The organism is Olsenella porci (genome assembly GCF_009695875.1).
Lineage (GTDB): Bacteria > Actinomycetota > Coriobacteriia > Coriobacteriales > Atopobiaceae > Olsenella_H > Olsenella_H porci.
The window spans coordinates 169,322-194,882 of the sequence record NZ_VUNC01000003.1 but is presented as its reverse complement, the minus strand read 5'-3'; the positions used below and the strand labels follow the sequence as shown (position 1 = coordinate 194,882).

Here is a 25,561-nt window from a genome sequence, read left to right as displayed (position 1 = left end):
GGTGACGTGGAGGCAGGCGAGGGTCAGGAGGTCCCATGCGACACGACGTAACTGTGACGAGGCGCACGCCCTCGCAGACGCTGCTCTACTTTGTCTCGGTCCTCATGGCGGTCCTCGCAGGGCTCATCCTCGCGCTGGGCGTCATCCTCGTGGTGATGGGCCACGCAAGCCTCGCAAACCAGCAGACCCGCATGGGAGGCCTGGTCGCCTGCGCCGCTGCCCTACTGGGAGTCACCGCCTGGCTCGGAATGCGGGCCGCCCGCGACTACTCCAAGGCGGGCGCCTACCGATCGCTCTGCTACACCGTGAGCCTCCTGATCCTTCTGGTGATCATCGCGGGGTGGTCAAACGGGAAGATCGTGATCTTTGACCCCGTGGTGCTCGCCGCCACGGTCATCTACGTGCTGATATGCTCCTCTCTTGCCGACGAGGTCGAGAAGGACTACGCCCTCGGCGTCAAGGGCGAGCTCCTCGTGCTGGACGGAACCCAGCGTCGCCTCCACTTCATGGGCATGGTGCTCCTGCTCCAGGGCGTGGTTGCCCTGCTCCTCTCGCTCCTCGCCTGGCTGCTCGGTGCCAATGGCATCGCACCCAACGGGGCTGGCTGGGTCAGCACCCCTGGGATAATCGCCCTCGCGATCACCGGTGGCCTCCTCCTTGGATCCGGACTCCTCGCCACGTTCGGGGCAAACCACCCCCAGCACATCGGACCCTTCCTCGTTGTCTCAACCGCGGTCCTCGCACTGGAGGTTGCCTGGACCGTGCTGCAGCTCATGCGCAGGGACATCACCGTGAGCGAGCTGCCGCTGACCTTCCTCGCGATCCTCTTCACCCTCTCCTGCGTTCACCTCTCCCGCCAGATCAGGGACCAGGCGCGCAAGGACGCGGAAGGCGAGAGGGACGGGGAAATCGGCTAGGCGCCGGCATCCGTCGGCATCCGCTCCCACGTTGCCGAGGGAGCCCCCAAGGGTTCCCTCGGCCTTTGCGTCCCCACCGGTTCCGCGCATCAAGCAGACGAGAGGCTCGCAAGAGTAAAGAGCATGGTCAAAGAAGGGGTTCACGAGTAAGGTGCGGTGGGCCCTGGCCCTGCCCTCTCCCGGGTCTCGGTTTGCGTCACGCGCCTCGTTCGGGACGGCGGGTTACGCCTACCCTGTCAGGGGAAGGGCGGCAAAGAGGGGAGCCGACGACCAGGTGCCTCCTGGGAGGGCGTGGCCCCGCATGGACGGATGCCTCGTCCGCTTAGTCCCACTAGCCCCCCGCACGGGTTTTCCTCCGGGTGATTAGCCACGCTAGTCTCCGTGGAGGTTCGGGAAGCGTGTGCTTAGTGGCACTAGGCCACTTGTGGATTGGGCCCCCGCGTGCTTAGCGGCACTAGGCCTCTTGTTGATTCCGGCCGACAAACCCGCACGAGGCCTAGCGTTTCTAAGCATCCCTCTACGGATTCGACATGAAGGCCAGGGATGTTAAGCACACGAGCGTCGAATCCCCGTGCGTGCGCGCCATGGCAGTTCTGGCGGAGGGTGTCCCCGCCATGGGATGGGAGAGTCGCAAGCCCGAAGCGGCCCTCCCCTCCAGGTTGATGACCCAGACCTGCGAAGAAGAGCCGTGGGGACAGTTCCCTGCCCCCGCCCCGTTCTTTGACTCTGACGCCTCCATCACCTGCGGAGTGGCTGGGGCCTCCCCGTCCGCGAAGACACGCTTACCCGTGTGAAGGGGAGCCAACCCCCCCTCCCTTCCCTGACTCTTTTGGCTTACACCCACGGAAACCGCCCTACCCGGCGAGAGCGGATACAACGAGGGGCGCCCGCGGGTTTCCACGGGCGCCCCTCGCCTGAGCACGTCTCTTCTCTCCCCCGGCTACTAGAGCCCCAGGTCTGCCGCAACCTCACCGGCGCAGGCGAGGCCGTCACTGATGGCGGTGACCACGAGGGTCGAGCCGTTGCGCGCGTCGCCGGTCGCATAGACAGCATCGGTGACCGTGCGGTGAGAGCCGACCTCCGCAAGGCGCGGACGAACGCCGCCGCGCACGGAGTCCACCTCGACGCCCAGGGCATCGTAGACCGACCTCTGGGGACCGGTGAACCCGCAGGCGATGAGCACGAGCTGGGCGGGGATGGTCTGCTCGCTTCCCTCGATGCGCTCGGGCTTGCCGTTGGACCAGTCGAGCGAGACGATGCGCAGCCCCTCGACGGAGCCGTCCTCGCCCACCAGGGCCTCGAGCGTGTCGGTGGCCCAGGTGCGGGGGTCGTGGCCAAACCTCTGGTCGGCCTCGAGCTGGCCGTAGTCGTCCTTGCGGACGTCGGGCCACTCGGGCCAGGGATTGCCCGCCAGGCGCTCGTGGGGAGGTTCGGGGAGGAACTCGAACTGCCGGATGCTCTTGGCGCCCTGGCGAAGTGCCGTGGCAACGCAGTCGGTGCCGGTGTCGCCACCACCGATGACAACGACGTCCCTGCCCTCGGCACTCACCTTGGGAGCACCGTCCCCCAGCACGCCCTTTGTGGCCTGGGTGAGGTAGTCGACCGCGAGGACGACGCCGTCGGCATCCATCCCCGGGACGCGCAGGGTGCGCGCGTCACCCGCGCCCACGGCAACGACCACGGCGTCGAACTCGTCCTTGAGCGCCTTAGCGACCTTGGGGTCGGAGGCGTCGGTTGAGAGGCGGAACTGTATGCCGCTCCTCTCCATGAGGTCGCTCCGGCGCCTCACCACGTCCTTGGGGAGCTTCATGTTGGGGATGCCGTACATGAGAAGGCCGCCCGCACGGTCGCTGCGCTCCACCACGGTGACGGCGGCGCCGCGGCTTGCGAGCTCCCATGCGCAGGCGAGACCGGAGGGGCCGGAGCCCACGACCGCCACCTTGGGGGCGCCCTCCGCGGGCACGGGGAGCGGCTCGACCTCGCCCGCTGCCCAGGCGTGGTCGGAGATCGCGCGCTCGTTGTCCCTGATCGTGGTGGCGCCCTCGTACAGGCCCAGGTTGCAGGCCTTCTCGCACAGGGCGGGGCACACGCGGCCCGTGAACTCGGGGAACGGGTTGGTGAGGCTCATCCTCTGGGCGGCGTCGGACCACAGGCCGCGCCACACGAGGTCGTTCCACTCGGGGATGAGGTTGTGAAGCGGGCAGCCCGAGACGCGCCCGCGGTCGCCGAAGGGCATGCCGGTCTGGCAGAACGCGACGCCGCACATCATGCACCTCGATGCCTGGCGGCGCTGGCCCTCCTCGTCCAGGGGAATGGCGAACTCGTCGTAGTCGAGCAGCGTCTGGTCCTTGGGCCGCTCGCCGTGCTCCTGGCGCTTGACATCCAGAAATGCTCCGGACTTGCCCATTACATTCCCCTCCTCATGGTCTCGAACGCAGTCTCGACCGCGTCGTCGTGGGTCGCTCCCTTGGACTCCTCCTCGCGCACGAGTGCCAGAATCTGGGCGTACTCGACGGGGATGACCTTCTTGAAGCGGCTGCGCTCTGCGTCAAACTGGTACAGGAGCCTGATGCCCCTGGGGCTGTTGGTACGCTCCACGTGCTCCCTGATGAGCTCGCGGACGTGCTCTATCTCGTCGTCGCTCGGGCGCTCGATCTGGACCATGTCCATGTTGCAGCGCTGCTCGAGGGTGCCAAACTCGTCGTAGACGTAGGCGACGCCGCCGCTCATGCCTGCCGCGAAGTTCTGCCCGACCTCGCCGAGGATGAGCGCCTCTCCGCCGGTCATGTACTCGCAGCCGTGGTTGCCTACGCCCTCGCACACGATCGTGGCACCGGAGTTGCGGACGCCAAAGCGCTGGCCGGCGAGTCCGTTGATGAAGCCGCGGCCCGAGGTCGCCCCGTAGAAGGCGACGTTGCCGATGCTCACGTTCTCGTCGAACTTGTAGCTCGCGCGCGGCGAGGGGGCAACCGTCAGGATGCCACCGGAGAGGCCCTTGCCAAAGTAGTCGTTGGCGTCTCCCTGGATGTTGAGCGTGACACCCTTGGGCAGGAACGCGCCAAAGCTCTGTCCGCCGGAGCCCGAGCAGTCGATGGTGATGGCGCCGTCGGGCAGGCCGTCGGGATGCGCCTTGGTGACCGTGGAGCCCAGCAGCGTGCCCACGCAGCGGTTGACGTTGGCGATGTCCACGTGGAAGTGGATGGGCTTGAGGTGCTCGCGCGCGTCGCTCGTGTAGGGCACGAAGAGCGTGGAGTCGAGCGTGCGGTCGAGCTCGGGGTCAAAGTCCATGGACTCCAGGTGGTGAGCGCACTCGGCACCGGGCACGTTCTTGCCGAACACGTTGGTGGACGGCGCGAGGATGCGGGACAGGTCGCAGAGGTTGGCCTTCTCGGCGCCCTCGACCTTGACCTGGCGCAGGCACTCGGGGTGCCCGACCATGTCGTCGACGGTGCGGAAGCCAAGCTTGGCCATGATCTCGCGCAGCTCGCGGGCGACGAAGGTCATGAAGTTGACCACGTGCTCGGGCTTGCCGGCAAAGTGACTGCGCAGATAGGCGTTCTGGGTGCAGATGCCCACGGGGCAGGTGTCCTGCTGGCACGCGCGCTGCATGAGGCAGCCCATCGCCATGAGCGGGGCGGTGGCAAAGCCAAACTCCTCGGCGCCCAGGAGCGCCGCAACGGCCACGTCGCGGCCGTCCATGAGCTTGCCGTCGGCCTCGAGCACCACGCGGGAGCGCAGGCCGTTCATGAGCAGGGTCTGCTGGGTCTCGGCCAGGCCGAGCTCCAGAGGCAGGCCGGCATGGTACACCGAGTCGCGCGGGGCTGCGCCCGTGCCGCCGTTGGCGCCCGAGATCGAGATCTTGGAGGCACCGCCCTTGGCGACGCCCGTGGCGATGGTGCCCACGCCCGCCTCGCTCACGAGCTTGACCGAGACCCGCGCGGACGGGTTGGCATTGCGCAGGTCGAAGATGAGCTCGGCAAGATCCTCGATGGAGTAGATGTCGTGGTGGGGCGGGGGCGAGATAAGCCCCACGCCGGGCGTGGAGCGCCTTACGCGCGCGACCCACGGCCAGACCTTCTTGCCGGGCAGGTGGCCGCCCTCACCGGGCTTGGCGCCCTGGGCCATCTTGATCTGGATCTCGGTGCCGCTGCACAGGTAGCGGCTCGTGACGCCAAAGCGGCCCGAGGCCACCTGCTTGATGGCGGAGTTGGCGCTGTCGCCGTTGGGGAGCGCGTCCTCGCGAGCAGGGTCCTCGCCGCCCTCGCCGGTGTTGGAGCGCCCGCCCAGGCGGTTCATGGCGATGGCAAGACACTCGTGCGCCTCCTGCGAGATGGCGCCAAAGCTCATGGCGCCGGTGTTGAAGCGCTTAACGATGGACTCCACGGGCTCGACCTCGTCCAGGGGCACGGGGCCGGAGGGCAGGGGCACAAACTCCAGGAGGTCGCGCAGCACCACGGTGCGGCCCTTGCGGTGGACGCCCGCGCTGTAGCTCTTGAAGCGCTCGTAGTCACCCTCGCGCACGGAGCGCTGCAGGTCGTAGATCACGTCGGGACTGATTATGTGGTCCTCGCCGCCAAGCGGACGCCACTTGGTGAGGCCGGCGGTCGCAAGCTGGTTGGGCGCGTGCGACTTTGAGAGGGCGAGCGCCTCGTCGTAGCGACGGTCGCACCAGCGCTCGATGTCGGCAAACCCCAGGCCGCCCACGCGGCTCACGGTGCCCTCGAAGCAGGTGCTCACGACCTCGTCGGAGAGGCCCACGATCTCGAAGATCTGGGCGGAGTGGTAGCCCTGGACGGTGGAGATGCCCATCTTGCTCATGATAGAGACGATGCCCGAGACCACGGCCTTGTCGTAGTTGGCAATGCCCTGCTCGGCAGTGACGTCGATGGCGCCCTTCTCGGCCATGCGCTCGATCGTCTCGTGCGCCATGTAGGGGTAGATGCCCGAGGCGGAGTAGCCCACCAGCGTGGCGAAGTCGTGGGGCGTGATTGCGTCGCCCGTCTCCATAACGATGTCGGCAAGCATTCGGATGCCCGCCTGGATCATGTGGTTGTGCACAGCGCCAAGGGAGAGGAGCGACGGGATGGGGACCTCCCCCTCGTCCGCGCGGTCGGAGAGCACGATGATGTTGGTGCCGGCGCGGACACTGTCCTCGACCTGGAGGCAGAGGTCCCTGAGCGCCTTCTCCAGGGCGTCGGGGCCGCCGTCGCGGCGGTAGGTTGCCGAGAAGCGACGGGCGTGGAAGCCGGTGCGGTCCACGGACGCGATGCGCTCGAACTCCCCCTTGGTGAGGATGGGCGACTTTAGGCGAATCAGCCGGCAGGTGTCGCGGCAGTCCTCCAGGAGGTTGCCGTGGTTGCCCAGATAGAGCACCGTCGAGGTGACCAGGCTCTCGCGCAGGGCGTCGATGGGCGGGTTGGTGACCTGGGCGAACAGCTGGTTGAAGTAGTCGTAGAACGAGCGCGGGTGGTGCGAGAGCACGGCCAGCGGGATGTCTGAGCCCATGGACGAGAGGGGCGCCTTGCCCTGGTTGGCCATCGGGCGCAGGGCCTCGTCCACGTCGTCGTAGTGGTAGCCCAGCTTTGCCATGCGGCTGGTCTGGCCCACGCCGGCATCGCGAGGAGCGGCCTCGCCCTCGGGCTCGTGCAGGTCCTGGACGTCGAGGGTCTCGGCGCGCAGCCAGTCGGCATAGGGCTTCCTACTGGCGAAGCGGTCCCTCAGCTCGTCATTCCAGAGGATGCGGCCCTCCTCCTGGTCCACGAAGAGCATCTCGCCCGGGCCAAGGCAGCCGGACTGCAGCAGGTTCTCGGGGTCGACGTCGAGGGCGCCCGCCTCGCTCGAGAGCACGAAGCGGTTGTCGCGCGTGACGTAGTAGCGGGCGGGACGCAGGCCGTTGCGGTCGAGTGCCGCACCCATGCCGCGGCCGTCGGAGAACGCGATGGCGGCGGGGCCGTCCCACGGCTCCATGAGCATGGAGAGGTAGGCGTCGTAGGCGCGGCGCTGGCGCGAGAGGGCCTTGTTGTGGTCCCAGGGCTCGGGGAGCATGAGCGTGACGGCGCGCGGGAGCTCCCAGCCGTTGACGTGCAGGAACTCGAGCACGTTGTCCAGGATCGCGGAGTCGGAGCCCTCGCGGTCGATGATGGGGACGACCTTCTTGAGGTCCTCGCCCAGCACGGGCGAGTACAGGTTCGGCTCGCGGGCGCGAATCCAGTTGACGTTGCCGCGCAGCGTGTTGATCTCGCCGTTGTGGATGATCAGGCGGTTGGGGTGCGCGCGCTCCCAACTGGGGGTGGTGTTGGTGGAGTAGCGCGAGTGCACCAGGGCGAGCGAACTCTCCACGGCGGCGTCGTTGAGGTCGAGGAAGAAGCGGCGCATCTGGGTGGCGACGAGCATGCCCTTGTAGACGATCGTGCGCGAGCTCATGGAGCACACGTAGAAGATCTTGCCCTCCAGCGCGTGCTCGGCCTTCGCCCTGCCCTCGATGGTGCGGCGGCACACGTACAGTCGGCGCTCGAAGTCGTCGCCGCGCTCGACGCCCTCGGGACGGGCGAGGAACGCCTGCAGGATGGTGGGCATGCAGTCGCGCGCCGTCTCGCCCAGGTCATGCGCGTCCACGGGGACCTCGCGCCAGAACAGCAGGGGCACGCCCTCCTCGGCGCAGCCCTCCTCAAACACGCGCTTGGCTGCCGCGACACCCGCGTCGTCCTGGGGGAAGAAGAGCATCGCGACGCCGTAGTCGCCCTCCTCCGGGAGGATCTGGCCCCAGCGCTGCGCCTCCTTGCGGAAGAAGCGGTGAGGCACCTGGAACAGGATTCCCGCGCCGTCGCCGGTGTTGTGCTCCAGCCCCTTGCCGCCACGATGCTCGAGGTTGAGGAGCACCGACAGGGCGTCGTCCACGATGGCGTGGCTGCGCTTGCCGTCAATCTGCGCCAGTGCGCCGATGCCGCAGGCGTCGTGGTCGAACTCCTGGCGGTACAGCCCCCTCTTCTCGAGGTCCCTCACGCCCTCGGACAGTTCGCTATAGCTCATTGCCTCTCCCGTTTCCTAGTGGCACTGATTCCATTGTGGGTTTGGAATCATATAACCCGCTTGGTTTCGCGCCGATTACGACGCCCCCGCTCCGTGAACATGACAAAGCCGCGTCACCTTCTCGTAGCCACGACGAAACAAACGGGCGGCTGAACGGGGCGCGACAACGCATCCGCGTCCCTCTCCCCCACTCGCAAGATATTGGATTTCAGGAAGTATTCATGCAGACGAGAGGGACGGGGCCCCGTCTTGCGAGAGGACCCGACGGGATTCGGCGTCCCCTTGGAGCGCGGGGGCACGACCGGCGCGCGTGCCACCACCACGTCGAGGCGCGGCGGCACGCGCGTGGGCTTACTCCGCCGGCGCCTGCGGCGCCTCCCCCGTCTGGAGGATGTGGTCGAGCGCCGCCTCGTCCAGCACGGGCACGCCCAGCGACTGTGCCTTGGTGAGCTTGGAGCCCGCCGAGGCGCCCGCGATCACGAAGCTCGTGCGCTTGGAGACCGACCCGGAGACCTTTGCCCCCAGCGTCTTGAGCTGGTTGCCCGCCTCGGTGCGGCTGTACTTCTCGAGCGTGCCCGTGAGCACGAACGTGAGGCCGGCGAGCGTCTGCGGCGACTCCGGCTCCTGGCCAAAGCCCTCCTGCTCGAGCGACACGCCCGCCTTTCGCAGGCGCTCCACCACCGCCACGTTCTTGGAGACGGAGAAGAACTCGCGCACCGACGCCGCGATCTTGGGGCCCACGCCGTCTATCTGCGAGATGTCCTCCTCGGACGCCGCGGCGAGCGCCTGCATGCTGCCAAAGTGGCTGGCGAGGAGTCCCGCAACGTTTGCCCCCACGTGGCGGATGCCCAGGCCAAAGAGCACGCGGGCGAGACCAGCCTGCTTGGATGCCTCAATCTGCTCCATGATCTTGCGCGCGATGGTGGGACCAACCACGATGGAATCGCCCTCAACGTGGTCGCGACCGCTCGTCTCGTACCTGCGGCCCGTATCCACGCCGGCGAGCGTCCGCTCGTCCAGGGAGTCGTAGTAGTCGGCAACATCGTGGAGGATGCCCTGCTCGACCATGCGGCCCACGATCTCGTCACCCAGGCCGTCGATGTCCATGGCGTTGCGGCTGCCCCAGTGAATGAGCCTCTCGGTCGCCTGCGCGGGGCAGTCGATGGAGATGCAGCGATAGGCGACCTCGCCCTCCTCGCGCACCACAGGGCTACCGCAGCTGGGGCAGGTCTGGGGCATCTGCCACAGGGGGCGGAGCGCGTGGGCGTCTGCCATGTCACCCTCGGTGACGGGCCCCACGACCTCGGGAATCACGTCGCCCGCCTTGTGGACCACGATCGTGTCTCCCTCGCGCACGTCCTTGCGGCGCACCTCGTCTATGTTGTGCAGCGTTGCGCGGGCGATCGTGGAGCCTGCCACCAGCACGGGGTCGAACTCGGCGACCGGGGTCAGGACGCCCGTCCTGCCAACCTGGACGCGTATCTGGCGCAGGATGGTGCGCTTCTCCTCCGGCGGAAACTTGAACGCGATGGACCAGCGGGGTGCACGCGCCGTGAAGCCCATGGCCTGCTGGCTTGCAAACGAGTCGACCTTGACCACCACGCCGTCAATGTCGTAGTCCAGGTCCTCGCGGTGGGCGAGGGCGTCGGCGCAGTAGCGGTGGACCTCCGCGGAGCTGTCCACCAGCCGGGCGTGGGGGTTCACCGAGAAGCCGCAGTCGCGCAGCCACTCCAAGAAGTCGTGCTGGGTCGAGACCGCGAGCGGCCCCTCGTCGGCCACGGCGTAGATAAAGGTCTCGAGGTCTCGCGCGCGAGTGATCGCGGGATCCTTCTGGCGCAGGCTCCCCGCGGCTGCGTTGCGGGGGTTGGCGAAGGGGGGACGACCGGCGGCGTCGTTCTGCTCGTTCAGGCGCACGAAGCTGTGCTTGGGCATGTAGACCTCGCCGCGGACCTCAACCGACTGGCCAAAGCCGCGGTCCTGCACGCGGGCGAGTCCGGCGGGCGAGAGGGACCGCGGTATGTCTCGAATGGTGAGCGCGTTGGCCGTGACGTTCTCGCCCGTGGTGCCGTCGCCGCGGGTTGCCGCGCGCACCAGCTGGCCGTCACGGTAGGTGAGGGCGATGCCAAGGCCGTCGATCTTGAGCTCGCAGGTGTAGGCGACCGGGGACTCGGGGGTTGCGCCCAGGGCCTCGTCGGTGCGCGCCAGCCACTCGTCCAGCTCGCCCAGGTTCATGGCGTCGTCGATGGAGTACATCCTGCGGGCGTGCGTGACGGGCTCAAACTGGTCGCTCACAAAGCCGCCGATGCGCTGGGTGTAGCTGTCCGGGGTCACGAGCTCGGGGTGAACCGCCTCGATGTCGCGGAGCTCCGTCAGGTAGCGGTCAAACTGCGCGTCGGTCATCTCGGGGTCGTCGAGCGCGTAGTAGGCGTATGCGGCGTGCGTGAGGATGCGGTTGAGCTCTGCCGCCCGCTGGGCGGGCGTCTGCCGACGGGAGGGCTCCGGAGGCACGGCGGCACTCCCCTCTCCCCCGGTGGTTCCATCACCAAAGAGCGAACCCTGAGTGCCCGCCTGCTGAGACATGCTTCCCCCTTCTGCCGCCCCGACCGCCAGGGGCGGTGGGGTCCGATTGGTCCCTCGAGTGCGCGAGTCAGTCGTGGCTAGCGTAGCGCATCGCGCGGACCCGGCGGGAGGCGAAGGGCATGTGCGGACCGTGGCGGGGGCATCACGTGGACGTGGGATGTGGGGACGAGACGGGAGGAGGATGCCGGCCGCCTCGACACCCCGCGGGTATATAGTGCGTTCCGCGCGCGACCGAACGGGCCGCGCAACGTCGCTATGGAGGTTGTCATGAGGTCCCTCGTCATGCCCGCGAGCCTTGCCATCACGCTGGCTCTTGTCCTGTACACGATCGGCGTCTTCTCCGAGAGGCGTGCCGGGCGCCTGGGCGGCAGGCAGCTCGCCCTGTTCTGGTGCGGCCTTGCGTGCGACACCACCGGGACCACGCTCATGACCATGATTGCGCACTCGGGTGGCACGGGTGCTCCCGCGATCCACGGAATCACCGGCGCGCTCGCCATCGTGCTGATGCTCTTCCACGCAGTATGGGCCACGGTCGTCTTCGTGCGGCACGACGATGGGGTTGCACGCACCTTCCATCGCCTGAGCACCGTCGTCTGGCTGGTCTGGCTGGTCCCGTATCTCATCGGCCTGTTCATGGGGATGCCCATGCTGCACTTTGGAGGGGTCCAGGCGACGCTGGCGAGCCTCGTGGTCGTGGCAGTGATCGCGCTTGTGCTGTGTGCGCGCGGAGGGGCCAAGCGAAAGTAGGTGGTCGCCACCGGGGGCGTTCTCACGCCACAATTCGAACTTTGATGCTCTTGAATAGCAGGCTCGCCTTCAGGGCGCTGAGGAGAGTAGATGGGCTTTCGGAGCTGTCAGGGCTGCAACCGCAGCTTAGCCGACATCCAGCCACCCTTCTTTGAGCTCATTTCTGATCGAACTGCCACTTGATTGGGCCTAACGGCAACAGCAGCGCCCCAGCCCATCCCTTCCTTGAGTCCTTCCCGAATAGGCCGCTACCCGACAAAGCCTCTCTGCAACTGTGGTATCCCCAGCCACCCACCCCTTCTTAGAGATCTTTCACGGGACAGCCCCTCGAACGTGACCGTCACACACGACACCCCCACAGGTAAGAGAGAGGGGACCAGGCACGTGACCTGGTCCCCCTGTAGGATGGGTTGCGACCGCCCTGGCCGCGCCACTCTCACCCGGCTACTCCACCGTCGCCTTGTAGCCAGCCTCCTCGACGGCCTTGACCAGCGCTCCGTTCCTTACGAGCGGACCGGCGTCGAGCGTTGCCTCGCCCTTGTCCAGCGACACCTGGACGTTGCGGACGCCCTTCACGCCCTCGAGCGCCTGGGTCACGTGCGCCACGCAGTGCTCGCACATCATGCCCTCGACCTTCAGCCTCTTCTGACTCATCTGACCCTCTCCCTTCTGGTCACCCTGCTTGGGGAGACCAACCTTGGAAACCGATTCCTGCGGAGCCTCGCCCTCGAGCGAGGTGAGCTCCGCCCTGCCCGCGCCCGCTGCCCCGGCTGACCTCATGCCACGGGTCCTCCCGGGCTTCCAGGCAAACAGCCTGAGCGCGTTGCTGACCACGAACACGGACGAGAAGCCCATGGCCGCCGCTCCGATCATGGGGTTGAGCGTGATGCCGAGCGGGCTCAGCACGCCCATCGCCACCGGGATGCAGATGGCGTTGTAGAACAGCGCCCAGAACAGGTTCTGTCTGATGTCGCGCATCGTGGCGTGCGAGAGCTCGATGGCGGTGGCGACGTCGGCGGGGTCGGACCGCATGAGCACGATGTCCGCCGAGCTGATCGCGACATCGGTCCCGGCGCCGATGGCAATGCCGATGTCGGCGCGTGCCAGCGCGGGCGCGTCGTTGATGCCGTCGCCCACCATTGCGACCTTGCGACCCTCCTGCTGCAGCCTGCGGACCATGCGCTCCTTCTGGTCGGGCATCACGCCCGCGACCACCTGGTCCACGCCCACCTGGCTGGCGATCACCTGGGCGGTGCGCTCCTGGTCGCCGGTCAGCAGCATGGTGCGGATGCCCATGGACCTCAGGCGGGCGACTGCCTGTGCGGACGACGGCTTCACGACGTCGGCCACGGCCAGCAGCCCGACGAGCCTCCCGTCGCGCGCCACGTACAGCGGGGTCTTGGCCTGGTCTGCGAATGCATCGGCGGCATCGGAGACGGACGAGACGTCCACGCCCCTCTCCCCCATCAGACGGGCGTTGCCGGCACACACGCTGGAGCCGCCCACTCGTGCGACGACGCCGCCACCGGCAACCTGCTCGAACCCGCTGACCTCATCGTCCACGGACCCCTGGCCCAGCGTCTGGTCCGCCCAGTGGCAGATTGCCTCGGCAAGGGGATGCTCGCTCCTGCGCTCGAGCGCGCCGGCGAGACGAGCCAGCTCCTCGGCAGAGACGCCCTCCGCCGGCAGAACATCGGTCACGCTGGGCTTGCCCTCGGTGACGGTGCCCGTCTTGTCGAGCACGACCTCGTCCAGGTTGCAGGCGCCCTCCAGGGCCTCGGCGCTCTTGATGAGGATGCCCACCTTGGCACCGCGCTCGGTGCCCACCATGATGGCCGTAGGCGTTGCGAGACCCAGAGCGCACGGGCACGAGATCACGAGCACCGACACGGCGTGGTTAAAGGCGACGGCAAAGTCGCCGGGAGCAAACAGCGCGATCCACGCGAGGAAGGTGACCGCGGCAACGCCCATGACCACGGGAACGAAGACGCCGGCGATGCGGTCGGCCTGGCGCTCTATGGGCGCCTTCGAGCTGGTGGCCTCATCCACCAGGCGGATGATGGACGCAAGCGCGGTGTCGTCGCCCACGGCGGTGGCCTCGACCGTGATCCAGCCGCGAGAGCTCACCGTGGCGCCGGTCACCCGGTCGCCCGCGGCCTTCTCCACCGGCACGGACTCGCCGGTGATGGCGGACTCGTCCACGGAGGCGGTCCCGTCCACCACCACGCCGTCAACGGGAATGGACTCCCCAGCGCGCACGACCACGCGGTCGCTCACGCGCACCTCCTCGGTGGGAACGACCTCCTCGCGCCCATCCCGCACCACGGTGGCGGTCTTGGGCGCCAGGTCCATGAGCGCCGAGATGGCACTGGTGGTCTTGCCCTTGGCTCGACTCTCGAAGTACTTTCCCAGCGTGATCAGCACGAGGATGGTGCCGGCCGAGTCAAAGTACAGCGAGTGCATCATCGCGTAGTGGGCAGCCTCCATGTCCATGGCCCCCAGCGCGAGCGCCATCTGGTACACGCCCACCAGGCTGTAGGCATAACTGGCGGCGGAGCCGATCGCGATGAGCGAGTCCATGTTGGGCGAGAGGTGCGCGAGCGTGCGGAAGCCGTTGACAAAGTAGGCACGGTTGACAAAGAGCACGCAGGTCGCAAGCAGGAGCTGCGTGACCGCCGACGCCATCATCCCCGGCATCCCCGCAAGGCCCGGCACCTCCGGCCAACCCAGCATGGGACCCATTGCCAGGTAGAACAGCGGCACCCCAAACGCCAGGGACCATGCCAGCTGGCGTCCCTTCGCCTGCGTCGCCTTGCGAGCCGCGACCTGGGGGTCAACGAACTCGCTTGCCTTTGAGCCCCTTGCCGCGGAGCCTCCGCGGGGACTCGCCCCGTAGCCCGCCTTCTGTATGGCGTCCACCACGGCGTCGCGCGTCTTGGCCTCGCCGTCGTAGTCCAGCTCCATCGAGTTCTTGAGCAGGTTGACGTTGGCCTCGGCCACGCCGGGCACGCCACCCGCCGCCTTCTGCACCCGCGACGCACAGGCGGCGCAGGTCATTCCCTCTATGTCGAACGTCTGTCTCATCAGACGCATGCCTCCCCTCGCGGCACCGACGCCGCGCAAACCCATCATTGTTGGTACCGATGCCTCACATGAACTTCTTGAACAACTGCATGACCTCGTCCACGACCTCGTCGTCTCCCCTGCGTATGCGCTCGGTGACGCAGGTCTCCAGGTGGTCGCGCATGACCTCGCGGGAGATTGACTTCACCGCGCTCTCGACGGCCGCCAGCTGGACCAGGACGTCGCCACAGTAGCGGTCGTCGTCGATCATGGTGCGAATGCCATTGAGCTGCCCGGTCACGCGGTTGATGCGCGCATCGAGCTTTCGCTTGACCTCAGGGGAGCGAGGCATGCTCTTCATGCGTGGAGCGGAACCCTGCCCCGTTCCCGTGGCCTCCCCGCAGCAGCATCCCGCTGGCGTCGCGTTGGCACCCCTGGCGCTCGACTCCACTTCGCCCATCGTGGCTCCTTCTTCTCACATTACCCCCTGGGGGTATTTCCTACGCCTGAAGGATATACCCCATAGGGGTACCTGTCAAACACAAGGGGAGAGGCCCGAGGGAACGTGCCCCCGAGCCTCTCCCCTTGCTTGGATAAGCTTGCCTTGCCTGGCTACGCCGCCGCAGCCCCGCTGGTCGAATCCGTGGTCGTCGTGGTGCCGTTGGTGTCGTACGAGCCGCCGCGATCGTTGTTGTAGAGGTAGTTGTAGAGCTCCTCTAGGTACTGCTGCTCGCTGTTTGTGCCCGTGCCGTTGCCGTTGGTGTTGGAGTCGGTGTTCCCGTTGGTGCCGGTCCCCTGCGTCTGGGTCTGGCTCTGGCTCTGCTGCTCCTGCTGAAGCGCCTCGTCCGAGCCCAGGGTCACCTCGACTGTCTGCTCCTTGCCATCGCGCACGAAGGTGACCTTGACCTTGTCGCCAATCTCGTGCGAGCGGACGTTGAGGATCATGCCGTCGGCAGACGTGATCTCCTCGCCGTCCACGGCAGTGATCACGTCGCCCTTCTGGATGCCCGCGTCGGCCGCGGGGCTGCCGTCGGTGACCGAGACCACCAGGGCGCCCTGGCTCACGCTGAGGTTGTTCTGGTAGGCGGTCTGGGAGTTGACGGTGGTCATCGTGAGGCCGATGTAGGGGTGCGTCACGGTCTCGCCGGAGATGATCTCCTTGGCGATCTTGACGGCGTAGTTGCCGGGGATGGCAAAGCCCACGCTCGCGGAGGATTCCGTGCTCGACGAGTACAGCGTGCAGATGCCCACGAGCTTGCCCTCGTCGTTCACCAGCGCGCCACCCGAGTTGCCGGGGTTGATGGCGGCGTCGGTCTGGATGAGGTTGGTGTAGAGCGTCTCGCCCGAGGACGATTCCATGAGCTGGTTGCGCGTGAGGGCACTCACAATGCCAGCCGAGACGGACTGGTCGAGGCCGAACGGGCTGCCCACGGACATGACCCAGTCGCCGACCTCCAGGCTGTCGGAGTCGCCGACCTCGATGGGGGTCACCGACGTGCCGTTGAGGTCGACCTTGATGACGGCAATGTCGCTTGACGCGTCGGACCCCACGATCGTGGCGTCGTAACTCTTGCCGTCGATGGTCACGCTCACCGCTGTGGCGCCGTCAACCACGTGATAGTTGGTGATGATGTCGCCCTCGGTGTCCAGGATGACGCCCGAGCCGATGCCCGAGCCGTCGCTCGTGGTCACGTTGACCGAGACGACCGAGGGAAGCGCCTTGGCGGCAGCCGCCTTGGCGACCGTCGCGTCCTCGGAGTTGGCGGTGATGTTGATGGTCTGGCCGGAGCCACTCGTGGTGGTCACCGTCTGGTTGCCGATCACGCCGGTCGCGTTGAGCGCGAGGACGATCGCGGCAGCGCCCACGACGCCCGAGCACGCACCGATCAGGGCGGTCTTGACACCAGGCTTCATCTTGTGGTGCCCGTGCTTCTTGCCCTTGTGCTTCTCGCCGTCGGGACCCTGCGTGGCACTTCCGCCCTCACCGGTCTGGCCGGCTGCATCGGGGACCGGGGAGACGGGGGTCGCCTTCACCGTCTCGTCGGAGCCGCCGTCCATCCCATCCATGCCAGGAACTGGTGGACGCCCATCCTCGTTGCTGCTCATGGCAGCTCCCTCCTCTTGTGCGATCGCGTCGCAGTGGATGTGTCTGTAGCCACACAGTCTCTACCCAACCTCCCAGCTCAAGAGGCGGGGCACCCCACACATCATTGATGGAGAACAACGCTTTTGGTTTTCTGAATCTCGCTACACAAAAGTGCCCGCCCCCAAGCCCGACGGGGACGGGCACGCGCAAGGCGACGTAAGGATGGAGGCTACAGCTTGAACAGGTACCCCACGCCGCGGACCGTGACGATGTGCGAGGCGATCTGCGGTCCCACCTTTGAGCGGACTCGACGGATGTGGACGTCGACGGTGCGGGTGCCGCCGCAGTACTCGAAGCCCCACACGCGGTGCAGCAGGGTCTCACGGGAGTAGGCGCGAGAGGGATGCGTGGCAAGGAACGAGAGGAGCGAGTACTCCATGAGGGTGAGGTCGACCGGCTGCTCGTCGATGTAGACCTGGTACGTGGCCAGGTTGATGGTCATATTGTCCACGGTCACGATGTCCGACGGGGCGCTCTCTTCCCCCGGCCACAGCAGCAACGCGCAGCGGACCTCGAACTCTGCCTCGCCCGCGCTCGAGAGGATGAAGTCGTTGCGCCCCTGCGCAGGGAGGTGGAGGCTGCTGAGTGCACTCTCCTCCTGGATGACGAGGGTGGGGATGAAGCCATTGTCAGAGACGTAGGAGTCCACGCTCGCAAGCGTCTCCTTGCCTAGCCCCTGCATGTCCAGGATCACGAGGTCGAAGTCATGCCCCGACGAGACCGCCTGGGAGAACGTGTCCGACGTGGTGGGGAGGATGGATACGTCAAGCGCGTGCTTGAGCTCGCGCATCCGTTCGAGGTAACGTGAGCCATTGGATATGAGCAAGATATTCTTGTGGTGCATTCCAAGCTCCCCCGCATTTAGGAGGCCGAGAATTCCTCTGGCGGAATAGACGGTCGTACCTTACACCTGTTCCATGTATATCATAATCGGCCGCACCCTCTCGAGAGCAGCCGATTATTTTCTAGTCGCAAGCGACTCTCCGCAGCGCCCCGCCCCCTTCGGGACGGGGCGCAAGCGGGGTGCGATCCTACGAGATGGAGCCCAGGAACTCGCGCGTGCGTTCGTGCTGAGGGTGGTCGAACACGTCGCCCGGCCTCCCCTGCTCCACCACGACGCCATCCTCCATGAACACCACGCGGTCGGCCACGTCGCGCGCGAAGCCCATCTCGTGCGTCACCACAATCATGGTCATGCCGCTGTTGAGTGCAAGGTCGCGCATGACGTTGAGGACGCCGCGGACGAGCTCGGGGTCCAGTGCCGACGTGGGCTCGTCGAACAGCAGGATCTGCGGGTGCATGGCAACCGCCCGGGCGATTGCCACGCGCTGCTGCTGGCCACCGGAGAGTTGGGGCGGCTTGAAGTCCGCGCGGTCCGCCAGGCCAACGCGGTCGAGCTGCTTCAGGGCCTCGGCCCTCGCCTCCTCCTTGCCCTTCTTGAGGACCTTGGTCTGGCCGATCATGACGTTCTCCAGGGCCGTGAGGTGCGGGAAAAGGTTGAACTGCTGAAACACCATGCCGAGGTTGCGGCGCAACTTGACGACGTCGGTCTTCTTGGAGCCGGTGATCTCCTCGTCGTCGATGAGAATGTGGCCGGCCGTGGGGGTCTCGAGCAGGTTGATGCACCTGAGCATGGTGGACTTACCGGAGCCGGAGGGTCCGAGCACAACCACGATCTCGCCGTTCCAGACGTCCAGGTTGACGTCGCGCAGCACAGGCGTGTCGGTGAACGTCTTGTTGAGGTGCTCGATGCGGACGATGGGGTGTTCGCCCTCCTTGAAGTGATGGTTGGTGAGCTCGCGGTCGTGCGCGGCGGCCTCCCTGGCTGCCACCGCGGCGTCCATCGCGGGAGGGACCACCGGGGCCTCGATTATTGGGGTCTTCTTTGACTTAGATGGCATCCTCGACACCTCCGTCGGAAAGGGTGTGGGCACGGAACGGGGCGGTAAGCGCCTGGAACGCGGAGGGCTTGGCCTTCTCGTCGGCGGCGGGAGCCTCGAACTCGTCCTCGGTCTCCATGTCGTCGTCCTTGGGACGCGGGCCCTCGCCGTTCTCGTCTGCCGAGAGACGCTTCTCGATGATGCCCACGACCTTGATCAGCGGCAGCGTGATGATGAGGTAGTAGATGGCGGCCGCGATGTACGGCGTGATGTTGCCCGAGACCGTGGTCAGGTTCTTGGAGAACATCATGAGTTCCATGACACCCACGGACGAGAGGAGCGAGGTGTCCTTGTAGGACGTGATGAAGTCGCTCGTGACGGTGGGCAGCACGCGGCGGACGGTCTGCGGGAGGATGATGCTCGTCATGGTCTGACGATAGGTCATGCCGAGAGAGGTTGCGGCCTCGTACTGGCCCTTGGGAATCGACTGGATGCCGGCGCGATAGATCTCGGCCTGGTACGCGGAGCTGTTGATGGCCACCACGATAATGCCGAGGATGTTGTTGTCCATGTTGATGCCGACCATGGGCAGGCCGAAGAACGCGATGTAGATCTGCAGGAACAGCGGCGTGCCGCGAAGCAGGTTGACGTAGATGGCCGCGATTGCACGCACCCAGCGGTGCTTAGATATGCGCATGAACGCGAAGACCAGACCAAGCAGGATGCCAAACGGGAACGCAACCAGGATGATGATGAGGCACAGGATCCAGCCGGAGAACAGCGACGGGAACGAGGTCACGAGCAGCTGCGGCTTAAAGAACATGTTGAGGAAGGGTACGGAGTTCCATGCGGAGACCCAGGCTTGGCCATCAAGCCAGTTGACGATCGCCTGCGTGGTGGTGAGCTCAGTAATCTTGATCTTGGGCGATGCGTCCAGCTCCGCCTTCTCGCCCGTGCCGGTCACATAGGTGCCGGTGACGGAGTACGAACCACCCTTGGTGGGGAACTTCATGTTGGTGACCTCGAGGCGCAGGAGCGACCCGGAGGGAATGGCCTCGGCGAACTTGATGGTGATGGTGTTGCCGCTCGTGGAGGTCGTGGAATCGATGTTGACGCGCTTGAGGCCATCGAGCACCGTCACGCGGGTGGTGGAGCCGTCAAAGGTCGCGTCGTCGGGAAGCGCGAGCGTCACCTCGGTGATGCCCGAGTCAACGTTGACGGTGCCCTCCCAGGTCAGACGTGTCTCCTGACCGCCAAAGACGCTGCTGCCACCATCCTCGTTGGGACGGGCCGTGGCGCTCTTGACCACGACCTCGCCCGCATCCGCAGCGGTCGTGATGCCGGAAGAGTCGAGTCCTGTCGAGGAGCTTGAGGTTGCGGAACCGCAGCCACCGAGCACGAGCGCGAGGGCAAGCGCGAGTGCCCCTGCGACCAGTCCTCCTGGGTGAGGCTTCCTTGATGCAAGTTCTTGCATAATGTTTTCCTCCTAGGCTGGCGGACACTATATCAAGCCCTGCTAGTCCTAGGTTCAAGGCTTGATAGACGCGAACGCGGCTCCCGCGCCCGTGTATTTTCATACTTTAATGTGCCGGAATCGGTCGGAGCCCATCGTTGCCAACACGTTCGTCACTCGCAACACGCTCGAAAAGGACGGGCCCTTCCACAGGCTAAGGTCAGCAACCAAACTTGGATGCATCCAACAGCAGACGAGAGATTCGTCCACCCTACGGGCGCAGGCATATTCCCGGGGCGCATCCAAGACACCACCGAAGACGATACCTCCCACAACAAAACGGGGCCACCGGCACAACTGCCAGTGACCCCGCCATCAAGACTCCTTGGCACAGAGGCTCTTGCCCCTCTCCCCTAGTAGCCCGCGTAGTAGTGCCTGCGCTCCCACTCCGTAACGGTGGCGGCGTACTCGTCCCACTCCGCCCACTTCTGCTCGATGAGGTAGTCGCAGATGTGGTCTCCCAGCGTCTCGCGCATGAGCTCGCTGGAGCCAAACTCCTTGATCGCGTCGCTGAGGTTGCGCGGAAGCCGCTTGAAGCCCGCGCGCTCCAGCTCCGCTTCGCTCATGCGGTCGATGTCCTCGGGCGACTCCTTGGGCAGGGGCAGCTCCTCCTCGATGCCACGAATGCCCGCCGCCAGGCACACGGCGATGGCGAGGTACGGGTTGGCGGTTGGGTCGGGACAGCGCAGCTCAACGCGCGTGGACTGGTGCTTGCCCGGCTTGTGCGTGGGGATGCGCACCAGGGCGGTGCGGTTCTTGCGGCCCCAGGTGGCGTACACGGGCACCACGTCGTTGGAGATGAGGCGCTTGTACGAGTTGACCGTGGGGTTGGTGACCAGCATGAACTCGGGCGCATACTTGAGCAGCCCCGCCACGTAGTGCTGGGCGAGCTCGGAGAGGTGCGCGTCGTTCTGGGTCTTGGGGGCCCAGAACAGATTGTTGCCCTCGTGGTCAAACAGCGACTGGTACAGGAACATGCCGGAGCCCGCGCAGTGGTTGAGCGGCTTGGGCATGAACGAGGCGAACATGTTGTTGGCAAAGGCCTCCTGCCTGATCACCAGACGGGCGGTCATGATGTTGTCCGCGCAGCTGCGGGCCTCGGTGTAGCGAAGCTCGACGGCGTTCTGCGACGGCGCGCTGGTATGGTACGAGTACGCCACGGGGATGGACATCTTCTCGAGCATGAGGGTGGTCTCGCGCCTGAGGTCGGTCGAGACGTCCGTGGAGGTGAGGTCAAAGTAGCCGGCGTTGTCAACCGGGATGGGGTCGTGGTCGTTCTCGAAGTAGAAGTACTCGATCTTGGGTCCCACGTTCATGACGTAGCCCTTTGCGTCGACCTCGCGCACCAGGCGGTCGAGGCACGAGCGCGGGTCGCCTTCGAAGGGCTCGCGCGACGGAGTCTTGATGTCGCAGAACACGCGGGCGACGCCCTTGGTCTCGGGGCGCCAGGGCAGGATCTGGAAGGTGGTGGGATCGGGGAATGCCAGCATGTCCGACTCCTGCTGGGGTACAAAGCCCTCCACGGACGAGCCGTCGAAGCCGATGCCCTCCTCAAACGCCTCCTCGAGGTCCTCTGACGAGATCGCGAACGACTTGAGGTTGCCCAGGACGTCGGTGAACCACAGCCTGACGAAGCGAACCCCACGCTTCTCGACTGTCCTGAGGACGAAGTCCACGTTTCTATCGCTCACAAATGACCTCCTCCTGTCGAGGGCGCAGCGCGCGGCCGACAATCCTTCAATGCAGCACGACCCATCATACTAAAGCTGACATACGGACGTTACGCTTCTGTTTCCGAGGTCGTGGGCGGGACGATGGCGCGGCTCGGCGGGAGAGGGGCGAGCTGCGCCGGTCGGGACCCCTCCCGCCGGCAGCCAGGCATACCCTCGCCCGAGGTCGGGCAGCGGTTCAGGAGCGGTGGCTCCCACTCCCAAGTGCAGCGTCCGCCTTGCGCACCATGTCCTCCGCCACGGGGCACTTGCCCTTGCCCGTGGCGTGGACGGCGCAGGTGGAGGCGCTCGAGCAGTCGGAGCACTCGCCCCCACCCCTCGCGAGCGAGCGGATGCACAGAACGAGCGCAACGCCGACGACGGCGACTATGAGGATGTTGGCGATCATCGCGGCACCTCCTGATACCAGACGGTTGGACGGCAATCCGTGGCCAACCTATAAGTTAGTCTAGGTCAACTATACCCATCGATATAGGCACCAAGCAAGTGAGATAAAATGACCTCGTCATGCCCGTTGGCAGCAGTTCCAATCAAGAATGGAGAATGGCAATGGCAGAAGACGAGAACATGCACCTTGTTATCATCCGCCACGGCGAGAGCGAGTGGAACAAGCTCAACCTCTTCACCGGCTGGACCGACGTCGACCTCACCGACACCGGGCGCGAGGAGGCGGCCGCAGGCGGCAAGGCCCTCAGGGAGCAGGGCTACGACTTCGACGTGTGCTACACCTCGCTGCTCAAGCGTGCCATCCACACCCTCAACATCGTGCTGGACGAGCTTGACCGCGCCTGGCTGCCCGTGCACAAGACGTGGCGCCTCAACGAGCGCCACTACGGTGCCCTCCAGGGCCTGAACAAGGCCAAGGCGGCAGAGGAGCACGGCGAGGAGCAGGTGCTCATCTGGCGCCGCTCCTTCGACGTCCAGCCCCCCGCGCTCAAGCCGGGCGACGAGCGCGACCCGCACGTCCAGGCGCAGTTCCGTGACGTCCCCCAGGAGGACCTCCCCTACACCGAGTGCCTGAAGGACACCATCGCCCGTGCGTGGCCGTACTTCGAGGAGGAGATCAAGCCCCAGATGGAGGCCGGCAAGCGCGTGCTCATCGCCGCCCACGGCAACAGCCTGCGCGCCCTGGTGATGCAGCTCGAGCACCTCACTCCCGACGAGATCCTGAAGGTCAACATCCCCACCGGCGTCCCCTGCTCCTACACCTTCGACAAGGACTGGAACATCCTGGACAAGCACTACATCGGTGATCCCGAGACCATCGAGAAGAAGATCAAGGCCGTCGCCAACCAGGGCAAGGCCAAGAAGTAGAGCCTCTCTCCCACGTAGTCACAACGACGCCCCGGAACGGCATGTACCGCTCCGGGGCGTTCTCTTGTCTCGTATGGCAAAGGGGAGAGGGGCGAGGACAGACAGACCACCCCGTCGGCCGTCAGTCGCTCACGTCGGTGTCCAGCGTCACGTCTACGTGATACTGCGGGTAGGCCCCCTGCACCTCGCTCACGATCTGGCGGTACTCCCCCATCCGGTCGGGGGCGTCGAACGAGATGATCACGTCGAATGCCATGAGCCTTCGCTCCTCGTCCAGGTGGAAACCGTGCATCTGGATCACGTGGTCGTGGGCCATGACCCTGCGCGTGACGTCGTTTCTCACCGCGGTGACACACTCGCTCGTGTTGCGCGAGTAGATCCCCACGGCAACTATGATGACCTTGCCCTGGGTGCTTGCATACACCGACTCCTGGATACGGCGGTCCATCTCGTCGATGGCATTGGCGTCCATGGTGTCGCGCACCTCGACGTGGAGCGACCCCACCAGGCGCTCGGGGCCATAGCTGTGCAGGATGAGGTCGTAGACCCCCAGGACGTCGGGGTCCTTGGCCACGATGCCCTTGACCGTCTCGGCCACCTCGGGCGACACGCGCTCTCCCAGGATCTGCCCCAGCGTCTGCGAGAGCATGTCAAGGCCCGCCTTCACGATGAACGCCGAGATCACGAGGCCCACCCACGCCTCGAGCGAGACGCCAAACGCTAGGTAGACAAGTGCGGCGGCAAGGGTGGAGACCGAGAGCACTGCGTCTGAGAGCGCGTCCGTTCCCGAGGCGACCAGCGAGTCGGACGAGAAGCGCTGCCCCACCGACCTCACGTGGCGCCCCAGGACGACCTTGGCCACCACGCCAGCGGCGACCACCAGAAGCGCGACCGGCGTGTATTCGGGGGTCTCGGGCGAGACGATCTTGCGCACGCACTCCACGACCGACGTGACGCCGGCATACAGCACGATGACCGAGATGACCGCCGCGCTGAGGTACTCGACGCGCCCGTAGCCCATGGGATGCTTGTGGTCGGGCGCACGTCCCGCGAGCTTGGTCCCCACGATCGTGATGACCGACGAGAGCGCGTCCGAGAGGTTGTTCACCGCGTCGAGCGTGATGGCGATGGAATGCGAGAGGGTCCCCACCACCGCCTTGAAGCCCGCCAGCAGGACGTTGGCGACAATTCCCGTCACGCTCGCCCGCACGATCGCCGCCTCGCGTCCCGTTGGGGGAAGCGCCCCCTCGCGGGTCCCGCTCACGCCCTCCGGGTCCGACCCTGTCATCATCTCATCCTGATTGCCATCGGCCATTCCGGCCCATCTCCCTCTGTCGCATGGCATGCACGGGGCATGCCGGACCACCGCGCCACGTGATGGGGGCGCGGTCATGTCGCTCTCGCCTTTCTCCCCCGGCTAGTGCTGGTCTTGTCGCAGCTGCCCCAGCACCTTCAGCAGCAGGCGTTTGAGCTCGGCGGCCTCCCCTATGGACAGGTCGACGCACTGGAGCATGCCGCGCGGCACCGAGGCGGCCCGACGCTCCAGCTCCCTTCCCTCGGGCGTCAGCCGAACGATGAGCTGGCGTGCGTCGCGGATGCCCCGCTCGCGCGTGACGTAGCCCTTCTCCTCCAGCTTGCGAAGCAGCGGGGTGAGGGTGCCGGAGTCCAGGAGCACGCGCTCGCCCAGGTGGCTGACCGTTGCCTCGCCCTCCTCCCACAGCACCATCATGCAGATGTACTGGGTGTAGGTGAGGCCGAGGGGGTCGAGCAGGGGCGCATAGCGGCGCACGACCTCCTTTGAGCAGGCGTAGAGCGGAAAGCACAGCTGGTCCTGCAGCCGGATGGGGGTGGGCGTCTGGTCGGTGCCGCCCGTGCCGCAGGATGGCGCGGCAGCTGCGACGGGGGCGACGCCCCTCTCCCCCGCCTGGGCCTGGGGGGACGTCACAGCTGCCCCTCGATGGCGCGCTCGACGTCTGCCATGTCGTCCGTGGGCTCGAAGCGGGCGACCAGGTGGCCGTCCCTGCCCACCAGGAACTTGGTGAAGTTCCACATCACATACGCCTTGTCGCCAAACTTCTTGGCGTTGGACTTTGCAAAGCGCGAGAGGGCCGCCGCCTTGATCCCCTTGCCAAACCCCTTGAACGGGGCCTCGGTGGCGAGCGCGGCAAAGAGCGGGTCGGCGCCTTCGCCGTTGACGTCGATCTTCTTGAAGCGCGGGAACTTGGTGTCAAACTTGAGCGAGCAGAACTGGTTGATCTCGTCGTCGGTCCCGGGCGCCTGGCCGGCGAACTGGTTGCACGGGAAGTCCAGGATCTCGAGCCCCTGGTCGTGATGGCCCGCGTAGATGCGCTCGAGGTCCTCGTACTGCGGGGTGAAGCCGCACCCGGTGGCGGTGTTGACGATGAGCAGGACCTTGCCGCGATACGCGTCGAGCGGAGCGCTGCTCCCGTCCTGCGCGGTGACGCTGAAGTCGAAGTAGTCGTTCATGCGGGACCCTCCTTGGTCGTGGCGTTAGCGGCCATTGTCCTCCCCCTGCCGCACATTTTATTGTGCGCAATTGTATTGCATGCAATCTTCACGCGCGCGAACTGTACGCCACATCCCCGCCGGTACGTCGGAGGATGGCATCGAGGGGGGCGACA

The 25,561-nt window shown here is 66.2% G+C and carries 17 protein-coding genes; 3 read left to right on the top strand and 14 right to left on the bottom strand.

Annotated features, from left to right (window positions below; genetic code table 11):
• The first annotated feature begins 35 nt into the window (after nucleotides 1-35).
• Nucleotides 36-917: a hypothetical protein gene (locus FYJ68_RS05380; protein ID WP_154434743.1), complete on the top strand. Its 882-nt coding sequence runs from the start codon at nucleotides 36-38 to the stop codon at nucleotides 915-917.
• 943 nt (nucleotides 918-1,860) lie between these two features.
• Here FYJ68_RS05380 and FYJ68_RS05375 read toward each other — a convergent pair.
• The 3 genes from FYJ68_RS05375 to ligA all read right to left on the bottom strand — a co-directional run bounded on the left by FYJ68_RS05375 (nucleotide 1,861) and on the right by ligA (nucleotide 10,526).
• A complete protein-coding gene (locus tag FYJ68_RS05375; protein ID WP_154434741.1) occupies nucleotides 1,861-3,324 on the bottom strand; it encodes a glutamate synthase subunit beta in 1,464 nt (487 codons plus the stop codon).
• Nucleotides 3,324-7,946, bottom strand: a complete 4,623-nt coding sequence (gene gltB / locus FYJ68_RS05370) for a glutamate synthase large subunit (RefSeq protein WP_154434739.1) — start codon at nucleotides 7,944-7,946, stop codon at nucleotides 3,324-3,326. The genes FYJ68_RS05375 and gltB overlap by 1 nt, the downstream gene beginning before the upstream one ends.
• A gap of 351 nt (nucleotides 7,947-8,297) precedes the next feature.
• On the bottom strand, nucleotides 8,298-10,526 hold the full coding sequence (ligA, locus tag FYJ68_RS05365) for an NAD-dependent DNA ligase LigA (RefSeq protein WP_154434737.1): 2,229 nt from the start codon (nucleotides 10,524-10,526) through the stop codon (nucleotides 8,298-8,300).
• A gap of 267 nt (nucleotides 10,527-10,793) precedes the next feature.
• On the opposite strand from ligA, the gene FYJ68_RS05360 reads away from it, so the two are divergent.
• Nucleotides 10,794-11,273 (top strand): HsmA family protein, encoded by a 480-nt coding sequence (locus FYJ68_RS05360; protein WP_154434735.1) that lies wholly within the window; start codon nucleotides 10,794-10,796, stop codon nucleotides 11,271-11,273.
• A 444-nt stretch (nucleotides 11,274-11,717) separates the two neighbouring features.
• Here the strand turns inward: FYJ68_RS05360 and FYJ68_RS05355 are convergent, their stop codons facing one another.
• The 8 genes from FYJ68_RS05355 to FYJ68_RS05320 form a co-directional block, all read right to left on the bottom strand.
• Complete coding sequence (locus FYJ68_RS05355) at nucleotides 11,718-14,357, bottom strand: heavy metal translocating P-type ATPase (RefSeq protein ID WP_154434733.1); 2,640 nt, start codon at nucleotides 14,355-14,357, stop codon at nucleotides 11,718-11,720.
• Nucleotides 14,358-14,421: 64 nt separating this feature from the next.
• Nucleotides 14,422-14,796, bottom strand: a complete 375-nt coding sequence (locus FYJ68_RS05350; protein WP_326832235.1) for a metal-sensing transcriptional repressor — start codon at nucleotides 14,794-14,796, stop codon at nucleotides 14,422-14,424.
• 152 nt (nucleotides 14,797-14,948) lie between these two features.
• Complete coding sequence (locus FYJ68_RS05345; RefSeq protein WP_154434731.1) at nucleotides 14,949-16,442, bottom strand: S1C family serine protease; 1,494 nt, start codon at nucleotides 16,440-16,442, stop codon at nucleotides 14,949-14,951.
• Between the two features lie 209 nt (nucleotides 16,443-16,651).
• Nucleotides 16,652-17,326: a winged helix-turn-helix transcriptional regulator gene (locus FYJ68_RS05340; RefSeq protein WP_154434729.1), complete on the bottom strand. Its 675-nt coding sequence runs from the start codon at nucleotides 17,324-17,326 to the stop codon at nucleotides 16,652-16,654.
• A 187-nt stretch (nucleotides 17,327-17,513) separates the two neighbouring features.
• On the bottom strand, nucleotides 17,514-18,383 hold the full coding sequence (locus FYJ68_RS05335) for an amino acid ABC transporter ATP-binding protein (RefSeq protein ID WP_229772047.1): 870 nt from the start codon (nucleotides 18,381-18,383) through the stop codon (nucleotides 17,514-17,516).
• The gene (locus FYJ68_RS05330) at nucleotides 18,373-19,836 is read right to left on the bottom strand and encodes an ABC transporter permease subunit (protein ID WP_154434727.1); all 1,464 of its coding nucleotides are present in this window, start codon (nucleotides 19,834-19,836) and stop codon (nucleotides 18,373-18,375) included. The genes FYJ68_RS05335 and FYJ68_RS05330 overlap by 11 nt, the downstream gene beginning before the upstream one ends.
• Before the next feature lie 392 nt (nucleotides 19,837-20,228).
• On the bottom strand, nucleotides 20,229-21,566 hold the full coding sequence (locus FYJ68_RS05325) for a glutamine synthetase family protein (protein ID WP_326832234.1): 1,338 nt from the start codon (nucleotides 21,564-21,566) through the stop codon (nucleotides 20,229-20,231).
• 217 nt (nucleotides 21,567-21,783) lie between these two features.
• A complete protein-coding gene (locus FYJ68_RS05320) occupies nucleotides 21,784-21,993 on the bottom strand; it encodes a FeoB-associated Cys-rich membrane protein (RefSeq protein WP_154434723.1) in 210 nt (69 codons plus the stop codon).
• A 161-nt stretch (nucleotides 21,994-22,154) separates the two neighbouring features.
• On the opposite strand from FYJ68_RS05320, the gene gpmA reads away from it, so the two are divergent.
• Nucleotides 22,155-22,919, top strand: coding sequence for a 2,3-diphosphoglycerate-dependent phosphoglycerate mutase (gene gpmA / locus FYJ68_RS05315; RefSeq protein WP_154434721.1), 765 nt, complete (start codon nucleotides 22,155-22,157; stop codon nucleotides 22,917-22,919).
• A gap of 121 nt (nucleotides 22,920-23,040) precedes the next feature.
• Here the strand turns inward: gpmA and FYJ68_RS05310 are convergent, their stop codons facing one another.
• From FYJ68_RS05310 to FYJ68_RS05300, 3 genes are all read right to left on the bottom strand, one after another.
• Nucleotides 23,041-24,234 carry a cation diffusion facilitator family transporter gene (locus FYJ68_RS05310; RefSeq protein ID WP_229772046.1) on the bottom strand — a complete coding sequence of 398 codons (1,194 nt, stop codon included), beginning with the start codon at nucleotides 24,232-24,234 and terminating at the stop codon, nucleotides 23,041-23,043.
• A 102-nt stretch (nucleotides 24,235-24,336) separates the two neighbouring features.
• Nucleotides 24,337-24,864, bottom strand: a complete 528-nt coding sequence (locus tag FYJ68_RS05305; protein WP_326832233.1) for a MarR family winged helix-turn-helix transcriptional regulator — start codon at nucleotides 24,862-24,864, stop codon at nucleotides 24,337-24,339.
• Nucleotides 24,861-25,406 carry a glutathione peroxidase gene (locus FYJ68_RS05300; RefSeq protein ID WP_154434719.1) on the bottom strand — a complete coding sequence of 182 codons (546 nt, stop codon included), beginning with the start codon at nucleotides 25,404-25,406 and terminating at the stop codon, nucleotides 24,861-24,863. The genes FYJ68_RS05305 and FYJ68_RS05300 overlap by 4 nt, the downstream gene beginning before the upstream one ends.
• Nucleotides 25,407-25,561: the final 155 nt, after the last annotated feature.

Bases quoted from the DNA above. Each gene is read 5' to 3' on its own strand.
- FYJ68_RS05380 (WP_154434743.1), top strand. From the start codon at position 36: ATGCGACACGACGTAACTGTGACGAGGCGCACGCCCTCGCAGACGCTG.
- FYJ68_RS05375 (WP_154434741.1), bottom strand. From the start codon at position 3,324: ATGGGCAAGTCCGGAGCATTTCTGGATGTCAAGCGCCAGGAGCACGGC.
- gltB (WP_154434739.1), bottom strand. From the start codon at position 7,946: ATGAGCTATAGCGAACTGTCCGAGGGCGTGAGGGACCTCGAGAAGAGG.
- ligA (WP_154434737.1), bottom strand. From the start codon at position 10,526: ATGTCTCAGCAGGCGGGCACTCAGGGTTCGCTCTTTGGTGATGGAACC.
- FYJ68_RS05360 (WP_154434735.1), top strand. From the start codon at position 10,794: ATGAGGTCCCTCGTCATGCCCGCGAGCCTTGCCATCACGCTGGCTCTT.
- FYJ68_RS05355 (WP_154434733.1), bottom strand. From the start codon at position 14,357: ATGAGACAGACGTTCGACATAGAGGGAATGACCTGCGCCGCCTGTGCG.
- FYJ68_RS05350 (WP_326832235.1), bottom strand. From the start codon at position 14,796: ATGGGCGAAGTGGAGTCGAGCGCCAGGGGTGCCAACGCGACGCCAGCG.
- FYJ68_RS05345 (WP_154434731.1), bottom strand. From the start codon at position 16,442: ATGAGCAGCAACGAGGATGGGCGTCCACCAGTTCCTGGCATGGATGGG.
- FYJ68_RS05340 (WP_154434729.1), bottom strand. From the start codon at position 17,326: ATGCACCACAAGAATATCTTGCTCATATCCAATGGCTCACGTTACCTC.
- FYJ68_RS05335 (WP_229772047.1), bottom strand. From the start codon at position 18,383: ATGCCATCTAAGTCAAAGAAGACCCCAATAATCGAGGCCCCGGTGGTC.
- FYJ68_RS05330 (WP_154434727.1), bottom strand. From the start codon at position 19,836: ATGCAAGAACTTGCATCAAGGAAGCCTCACCCAGGAGGACTGGTCGCA.
- FYJ68_RS05320 (WP_154434723.1), bottom strand. From the start codon at position 21,993: ATGATCGCCAACATCCTCATAGTCGCCGTCGTCGGCGTTGCGCTCGTT.
- gpmA (WP_154434721.1), top strand. From the start codon at position 22,155: ATGGCAGAAGACGAGAACATGCACCTTGTTATCATCCGCCACGGCGAG.
- FYJ68_RS05310 (WP_229772046.1), bottom strand. From the start codon at position 24,234: ATGGCCGATGGCAATCAGGATGAGATGATGACAGGGTCGGACCCGGAG.
- FYJ68_RS05300 (WP_154434719.1), bottom strand. From the start codon at position 25,406: ATGAACGACTACTTCGACTTCAGCGTCACCGCGCAGGACGGGAGCAGC.